This is a genomic window from Rhodanobacter thiooxydans LCS2, from assembly GCF_000264375.1.
Lineage (GTDB): Bacteria > Pseudomonadota > Gammaproteobacteria > Xanthomonadales > Rhodanobacteraceae > Rhodanobacter > Rhodanobacter thiooxydans.
This window is the reverse complement of record NZ_AJXW01000073.1, coordinates 25,086-33,731: the sequence shown is the minus strand read 5'-3', so window position 1 is coordinate 33,731 and position 8,646 is coordinate 25,086. Positions and strand designations below refer to the sequence as shown.

The 8,646-nt window shown below is 68.9% G+C and carries 10 protein-coding genes; 6 read left to right on the top strand and 4 right to left on the bottom strand.

Annotated elements, in window-relative coordinates; translation table 11 throughout:
- A partial coding sequence (locus UUA_RS14510) for an ELM1/GtrOC1 family putative glycosyltransferase (RefSeq protein ID WP_008438161.1) occupies positions 1–258 on the bottom strand: 258 nt, incomplete at its 3' end.
- A 134-nt stretch (positions 259–392) separates the two neighbouring features.
- Here UUA_RS14510 and UUA_RS14505 point away from each other — a divergent pair.
- Complete coding sequence (locus UUA_RS14505; RefSeq protein ID WP_008438160.1) at positions 393–986, top strand: malonic semialdehyde reductase; 594 nt, start codon at positions 393–395, stop codon at positions 984–986.
- 52 nt (positions 987–1,038) lie between these two features.
- Positions 1,039–1,632, top strand: a complete 594-nt coding sequence (locus UUA_RS14500; protein WP_008438159.1) for a YceI family protein — start codon at positions 1,039–1,041, stop codon at positions 1,630–1,632.
- 64 nt (positions 1,633–1,696) lie between these two features.
- On the opposite strand, the gene UUA_RS14495 is transcribed toward UUA_RS14500, so the two are convergent.
- Positions 1,697–2,941, bottom strand: coding sequence for a Yip1 family protein (locus UUA_RS14495; RefSeq protein WP_008438158.1), 1,245 nt, complete (start codon positions 2,939–2,941; stop codon positions 1,697–1,699).
- Positions 2,942–3,137: 196 nt separating this feature from the next.
- Between UUA_RS14495 and UUA_RS14490 the strand changes: the two genes are divergently transcribed.
- The 4 genes from UUA_RS14490 to UUA_RS14475 all read left to right on the top strand — a co-directional run bounded on the left by UUA_RS14490 (position 3,138) and on the right by UUA_RS14475 (position 6,687).
- A complete protein-coding gene (locus UUA_RS14490) occupies positions 3,138–3,347 on the top strand; it encodes a zinc-finger domain-containing protein (RefSeq protein ID WP_008438157.1) in 210 nt (69 codons plus the stop codon).
- A gap of 78 nt (positions 3,348–3,425) precedes the next feature.
- The gene (locus UUA_RS14485; protein WP_008438156.1) at positions 3,426–4,553 is read left to right on the top strand and encodes a glycosyltransferase; all 1,128 of its coding nucleotides are present in this window, start codon (positions 3,426–3,428) and stop codon (positions 4,551–4,553) included.
- 60 nt (positions 4,554–4,613) lie between these two features.
- Complete coding sequence (locus UUA_RS14480) at positions 4,614–5,945, top strand: O-antigen ligase family protein (RefSeq protein WP_008438155.1); 1,332 nt, start codon at positions 4,614–4,616, stop codon at positions 5,943–5,945.
- The gene (locus UUA_RS14475; RefSeq protein ID WP_008438154.1) at positions 5,935–6,687 is read left to right on the top strand and encodes a glycosyltransferase family 2 protein; all 753 of its coding nucleotides are present in this window, start codon (positions 5,935–5,937) and stop codon (positions 6,685–6,687) included. Before UUA_RS14480 ends, UUA_RS14475 begins: the two co-directional genes overlap by 11 nt.
- Positions 6,688–6,696: 9 nt before the next feature.
- On the opposite strand, the gene UUA_RS14470 is transcribed toward UUA_RS14475, so the two are convergent.
- Together UUA_RS14470 and UUA_RS14465 are read right to left on the bottom strand one after the other, a co-directional pair.
- The gene (locus UUA_RS14470; RefSeq protein ID WP_008438153.1) at positions 6,697–7,773 is read right to left on the bottom strand and encodes a glycosyltransferase family 4 protein; all 1,077 of its coding nucleotides are present in this window, start codon (positions 7,771–7,773) and stop codon (positions 6,697–6,699) included.
- Complete coding sequence (locus UUA_RS14465) at positions 7,770–8,471, bottom strand: polysaccharide deacetylase family protein (RefSeq protein WP_050981895.1); 702 nt, start codon at positions 8,469–8,471, stop codon at positions 7,770–7,772. Before UUA_RS14465 ends, UUA_RS14470 begins: the two co-directional genes overlap by 4 nt.
- Positions 8,472–8,646 lie beyond the last annotated feature (175 nt).

Genomic DNA, 8,646 nt, shown 5'->3' with positions numbered 1-8,646 from the left:
GGTGCACAGCGCGGCGGCGCGGCCGCAGCCGATCGCCACGGCCGGCCACGGTGGCACGAACAGTCGCCGCTGGCGGGCGGGCAGGGCGAGCCGGCCGCCCAAGGTCAGCCGCGGCGCCAGCCACGCCCACGGTGCCCGCGGCTGCAGTACCAGGTGGCGCAGCGGCAGTTGCAGGTATTCGGCCAGCGCCAGCGCCTGGCGCTGATTGCCGGCGGCGCTGTCGGTGATCACCCAGCATTCGCCGCGCAGCTTCAGCATGCGTGCGGGCGCCGCGGCATTGTTTCCCGAATGTGCACGGTATGTTCCCTTATTGGGTGGGCTGTTCGCGTGCGAGCGCCTATACACTTGCACGATGGCGTCATTGCCGGCGCGTCTTTCCGCAGAGGATACCGATGAGCGAGTTGCTTTCCGAGGCCAGTCTGGACCAGTTGTTCCGCAATGCCCGCACCTTCAACGCGTGGCTGCCGAAAGAAGTGAGCGGCGAACAGCTACAGCAGGTCTTCGACTTGGCCAAGTTCGGTCCGACCAGCGCGAACTGCTCGCCGATGCGGGTGGTCTTCGTGAAGTCGAAGGCGGCGAAGGCGAAGCTGGAGCCGTTCCTGTCCGATGGCAACCGCGCCAAGACCATGGAGGCGCCGGTCACCGCGATCGTGGCCACCGACTACGCGTTCTACGAGCAGTTGCCGAAGCTGTTCCCGCATGCCGACGCGAAAAGCTGGTTCGTCGGCAACCAGCCGCTGATCGACACCACCGCGTTCCGCAATGCCACGTTGCAGGGTGCCTACCTGCTGCTGGCGGCGCGCGCGGTCGGGCTGGACTGCGGCCCGATGTCCGGCTTCGACAACGCCGGCGTGGATGCGGCGTTCTTCGCCGGCACCACGGTCAAGTCGAATTTCCTGATCAGCATCGGTTACGGCGACGCCAGCCGCAACCTGTTTCCGCGCAGTCCCCGCCTGACGTTCGACGAAGCCTGCACGATCGCCTGAAGCCCGCGTCCTACCCCGCTTTTCCGTCCCTCATTTTCCAAGGAGTCTTTCCATGCGTGCATTGAAGTATCTCGCTCTCGCCGGCCTGCTCGGCGCCGCCTTGTCGGTCCAGGCCGCCCCGGTCACCTACCAGCTCGACCCTGCCCACACGATGGTGCTGTTCAGCTGGAACCACTTCGGCTACTCCAACCCCACCGCCAACCTTGGCCTGGGCGAGGGCACCCTGGTGTTCGACGAGCAGCACCCGGCCAACTCCAGCGTGGAGGTGAAGCTGCCGCTCGACCTGCTCGACACCCATGTGCCGGCGCTGGACGAGCACCTGAAGAAGGCGGACTTCCTCGACGCCGCCCAGTATCCGGTGGTGACCTTCAAGAGCACCGCCGTGCAGGCGCTCGGCGCCAACAAGTTCAAGGTCAGCGGCAACCTCACCGTGCACGGCGTGACCAAGCCGGTGGTGCTCGACGCGACACTGAACAAGATCGGCCCGCACCCGATGACCAAGGCGTCCTCGGTCGGCTTCGACGCCACCGCCAGCATCAAGCGCTCGGAGTTCGGTGTCGGCGCCTATGTGCCGAACGTCAGCGACGAGCTGGCCATCCGCATCACCACCGAAGCCTCGGTGCCGAAGCAGGCCGCGGCCAAGTAAGTCGCCGTCACCCACAAAAAAACCGCGCCATGCCGGCGCGGTTTTTTTGTGTGGATGCGCCGGCTCAGTTCGACTTCACGCCGGCGTCCTTGAGCGATTCCAGCTTGGCCAGGTCGACGCTGGCCACCGCCTGCTTCAGCTGCTCGATGCCATCGACGTTGCCGTTCGCCTTCACCGTGAAGCGCTTGCCGACCACCACGCTGTACTCGCCGTATTTCGACTGGGTGTCCCATTCCTCGTGGACCAGGTTGCCATTGGCGCTGTAGGTCTTCTCGTAGCCGTGCTCGGTCTGCTTCTCCTCTTCCGGCGCCATCGCGGAGGCCAGCGACATGAAGCCCTTGGCGCCGCCGGTGTCGGAGACTTCCAGCGTGATGTGCTGGCCGTTGTCGGCGGCGTAGTCGGCGCTGGCCTGGGAAATCCGCATGCCCATCGTGCTGTTGCGCTTGAAGCTGCCCAGGCTTTCGGGCAGGAATGCCTTGATCTGCTCGGGCGCCAGCGCCTCGATGCCGCCATTGCTGACGGACATCGTGCCCATCAGCTTGCCCATCGCGGCGGACTGTGCGGTGCTGTCGCCGGATTTCTGCGCTGCGTCCAGTTCCTTGCTGGCCTGCTCGGCGCGCTCGCCCATCGCGGCGAGCTTGCCCAGCGCACTGTTGCTGTCGATGCTGACGTTGTCGCCGCCGCTGCCGGTGACATGCATGCTGCCGACCGCTGCGCCGGTCAGCGCGGCGGTGCCGATCACGCCGGCAACGACCAGGTCGACGATCCAGCCCAGCACGATCGCGATGATCACGCTGACCGCGGTGTAGCCGCCGGCTTTCTCCGGCGGACACTTCATGGTGTGCGGCAGGCCCAGGTACAGCAGGTAGATGCTGTAGACACCGCCGATCAGCACGATCAGCAGGCTCAGCCACGGCACGATCACGCCGATGCCGGCGACCCAGCTGGCGGTCCATGCGTAGGCCACCGTCTTCAGCGCCTGGTTCATGTCCTTCTCGCCGCCGAAGGTCGGCGCCAGCGCGTTGACGATCAACGCCACCATGTAGACCAGCACCAGCGCCAGCACGTAGTGCAGCAGCATGCCGGCGATGCCCATGCCGATCGGCGTGCGCACGGTGATGCCGAACGCACTGCTGCCGATCAGGCTGCCCTTGATGAAACCGGCGATCACCGGCAGCGCGGCGACGAGCGCGATGTAGCCGGCGTACAGCCCCTTCACGTTGGCCGGTTCGGCGGCGACAACCGGCCATTCGGCCCCGGGCGTGGTCAGGATGGCCTTGATGCGTTCAATGATCTTTCCGAAATCCATGATCGGCTCCTAAACTCATGCGTCTGACCCGGTGCGTGCGCCGGGTTGAGATTGGTGTGCTCACTTCATGACGGTCGTGGCGGCAACCCGGTGGCGGCTCCGCCATGGCTGCTCTCCGGTGTTCCCTGTGCTGCCTCCGACAGAAGGCTGCAGCCTGCTACCATTTGCGGCTTGATGTCCAGTCCGGAGTCCGCCGATGTCGTCCCCCCTCTCCGCGGCGGTGCCGCTGGTGCCGGCAAATGCCGAAAATCGTTACGAAGTGACGCGCGCCGACCTGCCGCTGTCCTGCCCGATGCCCGGCATGGCGCTGTGGAATTCCCATCCGCGGGTGTACCTGCCGATCGTCGACGACGGCGGCGAGACCGTCTGCGCCTACTGTGGCGCGCATTACGTGCTGCGCGACTGATTCTCCGGCTGCGTTCAGCCCGCTGGCGGCATTGTTCTTGCTTGTCTCCAGAGGATGAAAGCCTCCAGCCCCGAGCTCATGTCCAGCATGGTCGTGCCCGTCAAGCTGCTGACCGTGGTCCAGCTGATCCCCGCGCTGCATTCCGGCGGCGCGGAGCGTTCGGCGCTGGAAATTGCCCGCGGCCTGGTGCAGGCCGGCCACCGCTCGGTGGTGATCTCGGCCGGCGGGCGGCTGGTCGCGCAGTTGCAGGCTGAAGGCAGCGAGCACATCACGCTGGACCTGGGGCGCAAGTCGCTGGCCACGCTGGGCCGGCTCGGCGCGTTGCGACGGGTGCTGCGTGAGCTGAAGCCCGACATCGTGCACGCCCGTTCGCGGCTGCCGGCCTGGATGGGCTGGTGGGCGCTGAAGGGGATGTCGCCGCGGCCGCATTTCGTCACCACCGTGCACGGGCTCAACTCGCCCGGGCGCTACAGCGCGATCCTGCTGCGCGGCGAACGCGTGATTGCGGTATCGCAGACCCTGCGCGACTACGTGCTGAGCCATTACCGCTGGCTGGAACCGGGCAAGGTGCGGGTGATCCCGCGCGGCATCGATCCGCTGACGTTTCCCTACGGACACCGGCCGGATGACGCCTGGCAGAAGGCCTTCTTCGCCGAGTTTCCGGCACTGGCCGGTGCGCCGCTGCTGACCCTGCCCGGGCGCGGCACGCGGCTGAAGGGCCACCATGATGCGGTCGAGCTGCTGGCCGACCTCAAGCGTCGCGGCATCGAGGCGCGGCTGCTGCTGCTGGGAGTGGTCGAGCCCGGCCGCGAAGCCTATGTGGCCGAACTGCGCGAGCTGATCCGCGTGCGGGGAGTGGCCTCGCAGGTGGTGCTGACGCCGCCGCGCGACGACGTGCGCGACATCTACGCGATCTCGGCGCTGGTGCTGCAGCTATCGAACCGGCCCGAGTCGTTCGGGCGCACGGTGATCGAGGCGCTGTCGCTGTGCCGTCCGGTGCTGGGCTACGCGCACGGCGGCGTGGGCGAGTTGCTGGCCGAACTGTACCCGGCCGGCCGCGTGCCGCCGGGCGACCGCGAGCGGCTGGTCGAGCGGGCCGCCGAACTGCTGCGGGTGGCGCCGCCGATCTCGCCGCTGCAGAGCTACCGCCTGGTCGACATGCAGCAGGCCACGCTGGCGCTGTACGACGAAGTAGCCGCCGGTTGAGGCGGCAACGGGCGCATGCGCTCGCCTACAATGCGTGATCGTCTTCGCCCCGGTCCGCACATGAATTCCATCGCCAACTCCTGCAGGGTCGCGCTGCGTTCCCCGCTGCTGCCGTTCTGGCTGGTGATCGCGCTGCTGCCGTTCGGGCGCAGCGCCGAACTGGGCACCGCGCTGTGCCTGCTTGGCGTGGTCCTGTTGTTCGCACGCGAGCCGCACGCACTGCGCCAGCATCCCGGGGCACAGCTGCTGCTGTGGCTGCTGGCCGCCTATGTGGGGGCCGCGCTGCTTTCTGCAGTCGACGCAATCCGGCCGGGCAAGAGCTGGAGCACAGTGGTTGCCCTGCTGCGTTATGTGCCGCTGGGCCTGTACGCCTGCTTCGCGATCCGCCGCGAGCAGAGGCTGCAGGCGCTGTACGTGGCGGTGGCCTGGGTACTGGCACTGTGGAGCGCCGATGCCTGGCTGCAGGCGTTGACCGGCTGGAGCCTGGGTGGGCATGCCGAGGCCGAGCGGGTGTCCGGCATCTTCGGCGCGGACAACCTCAAGCTGGGGCCGAGCCTGGCGGTGCTGTCGCCGTTCGCGTTGTGGGCCGCACGGCGGCGCTGGGGGTTGCCGGGGCTGGCGCTCGCCTTCGTGCTGATCCTCGGCCCGGTACTGCTGGCCGGCTCGCGCGCGGCGTGGCTGTGCTACGCGCTGGTGGCGCTGGGCTTCGCCTGGCGCGAGGCGCGCTCGCCGCTGCGTTTTGCCGGCTTCTGCGCGGTCGCAGCGGCACTGCTGGCGCTGGCCGGCGGCGTGGCCTGGAAGACCTCGACGCGCTTCCACGACCGCATGGAGCGAACCTTGCTGGCGTTGCACGGCACCGACCAGTCCGTCGACAGCGCGCTCAGCGGCCGCCTCGAGATCTGGCACACCAGCGTCAACATGTTCATGGCGCACCCGGTCAACGGCGTCGGCGTGCGTGGTTTCCGTTACGCGTATCCGCAGTACGCCGCGGCCAACGATCATTTCGTGGTGACCACCGAGGCCTGCGGCGTGGGCGAGGGCGCCTGCCACGCGCACCAGCTGGTGCTGGAGATCCTCACCGAAACCGGCACGCTCGGCCTGCTGCTGTGGCTCGCTGCGCTGGTGCTGGCGCTGCGTGCGTGGCGCCGGGTGGGCGCGGCGGCACGCGCACGCGCGTTTCCGGCCACGCTGGCGCTCGGCGTGATGCTGTTCCCGCTGAACACCCACCTGGCGTTCTACTCGGCCTGGTGGGGGCTGCTGTTCGCCTGGCTGCTCGGCTTGTGGTGCGCCAGTCTATTTGTAGCCGGCATCCCTGCCGGCAAAGAAGAGCCCGGCATCCGTGCCGGCCTCCTCGAAGAAGCACGACCTCAGGGGACGCGCGGTGGGGCGTGAACAGCTGTCGGTGGTGGTGACCACCTTCAACAGTGCCGGCACGCTCGACGCCTGCCTGCGCGGGGTGGCCTGGGCCGACGAGATCGTGGTGCTGGACTCCGGCTCGACCGACGCCACCGCGGCGATCGCCGAGCACTACGGCGCGCGCCTCCACGCGCAGCCGTTCGCCGGCTACAGCGCACAGAAGCAGGCGGCGATCGACCTGGCCAGCCACCGCTGGGTGCTGCTGCTGGATTCCGATGAATCGCTCGATGCGGACGCCACGGCGCCCCTGCAACGGGCGCTGCTCGCGCCGGACTGCGCGGGCTACCAGTTGTGGCGGCGCGAGTGGCAGTTCTGGCGCTGGCAGTCGCGACGCGGCCGGCTCAACCACTACGTGCGCCTGTTCGACCGGCAGCGTGCGCGCATGAGCGACCATGAAGTGCACGAGGAAGTGCAGGTGGACGGCCCGGTGGGCGTACTCGACGTGGTCATCGACCACCACGGCGAGCCCGACATCGCCGGCCGCGTGGCCAAGGCGAACCGCTACTCCAGCCTGCAGCAGGCCGACCTGGCCAAACGCCGGGTCGGCTGGCTGCGGCTGCGCATGGTGGCGTATCCGACCGTGGCGTTCCTGCGCTACTACGTGCTGCGCGGGCACTGGCGTTCCGGCTGGGCTGGCTTCATCGCGGCGCGCATCCACGCGTTCTACGCGTTCCTGAAGTACGCCAAGCTGTACGAGCGACGACGGCCGCGGGACTGATCCGGGGGCTCAGTCGCCGCTGAGGATCTGCAGGAACTGGCCGGCGATCACCAGCATGCTGAAGTGCTGCTCCACGTAGTCGTGCGCGGCGGCGCCCATCGACGCCAGCAGGGCCGGATCGCACAGCTTCAGGATCGCCTCGCGCCACGCCGCCACGTCGCCCGGCGGCAGCAGCAGGCCGGTCACGCCGGCCTGCAGCGTCTCGGGTATCCCGCCGATGTCGCTGCCCAGCACCGGCACGCCAGCGGCTTGCGCCTCGACCGACACCCTCCCGAAGGTTTCCGTGGCGACCGACGGGAAGGCCAGCATCGAGAGCGCGCTGTAATACGGCAGCACGTCGGGGATCCAGCCCAGGAAGTGGTGCCGGTCCGCGGTCGGATCTGCCGCGGCGCGTTCGCGCAGCGCCGCTGCGTCCGGGCCGTCGCCCAGCCACAGACAATGCAGCCGCGGTTGCTGCGCCATTGCCGCGCTGGCCGCCTCGAATAGCGGGAAGATGCCCTTGCCGCCGTGCATGCGGCCGCTGTAGCCGAGCACGATCGCCTGCTCGTCCAGGCCAAGCGCGCGCAGGATCTCGCGGCGCCGCTGCGAGTCTGGCCGGCACTGCGCCATGTTGACCGGGTTGTAGAGCACCCGTACCAGATGGCTGGGGACGCCGCGGTCCAGATAGGCCTGGCGCGCATGCTCGGAGACGGCGAGGAAGCGCTGTGCGAGGCGCGGGATCAGCCAGCCGGAAAGGCGCTTCATCGGTGGCGTGCGATGCCGGAACAGCGCCACTGGAATGCGCAGCAGCCGCCCGATCAGGATCAGCGGCCAGTACTCCTTGCCGAAATTGCCCACCAGCCAGTCCGGTTTCAGCTGCCGCGCCGCCCTGATGACGGCGAGATAGCCGCGCAGGTCGAACGCGTTGCGGAACTTCGCCTTGCTCAGGCGCACGTCGGAGCCGGCCAGCCCCTGCCAGATCAGCCCGTCGGGATAGACCACTGCGCCGACCTGGTGTCCGGCCACGGCCATCGCCTGCGCCAGGGCGACGAAGTGGCTGGTGGCGCCGGTGTTCTCGGGATTGGTGCCGACGAAGAGCAGCTTCACGCGCGGCGATCCTCGTAGCGCGACAGCACGCGCAGGGCGAATTGCGGCAGCAGGTGGTGGCGCGCCACCTGCACCCGCGGCAGCTGCCACAGGTCCAAGCCGGTGACGGCGCGGCCGCGCCGGGTGGTGGTGGCGGCATCGAAGCCGGCCTCGCGCACCACGCCGGCCACGCGGTCGTCGGCGTCGCCGTACGGGTAGCAGAACTGGCTGACCGGGGTGCCGAGGCGATCCTCCAGCGTGGCCTTGCTGCCGTGGATCTCGTCGCGCAGCTGGGCGTCAGTGCATTGCGTCAGGCGAGGATGGCTGCGGCTGTGCGCGCCAACCTCCATGCCGCCGCGGTGCCAGTCGCGCAGCTGTTCCGCCGACATCAGCGGCTTGCGCACGCCCAGCCGCTCGGCGTCCCACTGGTTGTAGCGGCCGATGCTGCCGCTGACGACGTAGCAGGTGGCGCTGAAGCCGTGGCGCTGCAGGATGGGCAGGGCGGCATCCAGGTTGTCCACGTAGCCGTCGTCCAGCGTGATCACGGCGACGCGGCCACTGCGCTCGCCGCGCAGGTAGGGCATCGCGGCCGACATCGACAGTCCGCGGTAACCGAGCCGGCGCAACAGCCACATCTGCCGCGCGAATGCCGTCGGGCTCACGAACAGGCTGCGGTACACGCGCAGGTCGCGCGGGGCGCGCGCAATGTTGTGATACATCAGGATGGGCAAGGGCGGTGTGCCCTGCGCAACGGCGTCGCTCACTTTCCAACTCCTGTGCCGGTGCGGCGCTGGGGAAGCGGCGCACCGCTGCGCGAACCCGCCGCTCCGCTTGCACCGCCAGCCTGGAAGGGCCGGCGGCCTGCGCGGATCGGGGTGGTTGCGCAAAGTCGCC

Coding starts and splice junctions, on each gene's coding strand:
- UUA_RS14505 (WP_008438160.1), top strand. CDS start 393: ATGAGCGAGTTGCTTTCCGAGGCCAGTCTGGACCAGTTGTTCCGCAAT.
- UUA_RS14500 (WP_008438159.1), top strand. CDS start 1,039: ATGCGTGCATTGAAGTATCTCGCTCTCGCCGGCCTGCTCGGCGCCGCC.
- UUA_RS14495 (WP_008438158.1), bottom strand. CDS start 2,941: ATGGATTTCGGAAAGATCATTGAACGCATCAAGGCCATCCTGACCACG.
- UUA_RS14490 (WP_008438157.1), top strand. CDS start 3,138: ATGTCGTCCCCCCTCTCCGCGGCGGTGCCGCTGGTGCCGGCAAATGCC.
- UUA_RS14485 (WP_008438156.1), top strand. CDS start 3,426: ATGTCCAGCATGGTCGTGCCCGTCAAGCTGCTGACCGTGGTCCAGCTG.
- UUA_RS14480 (WP_008438155.1), top strand. CDS start 4,614: ATGAATTCCATCGCCAACTCCTGCAGGGTCGCGCTGCGTTCCCCGCTG.
- UUA_RS14465 (WP_050981895.1), bottom strand. CDS start 8,471: ATGTATCACAACATTGCGCGCGCCCCGCGCGACCTGCGCGTGTACCGC.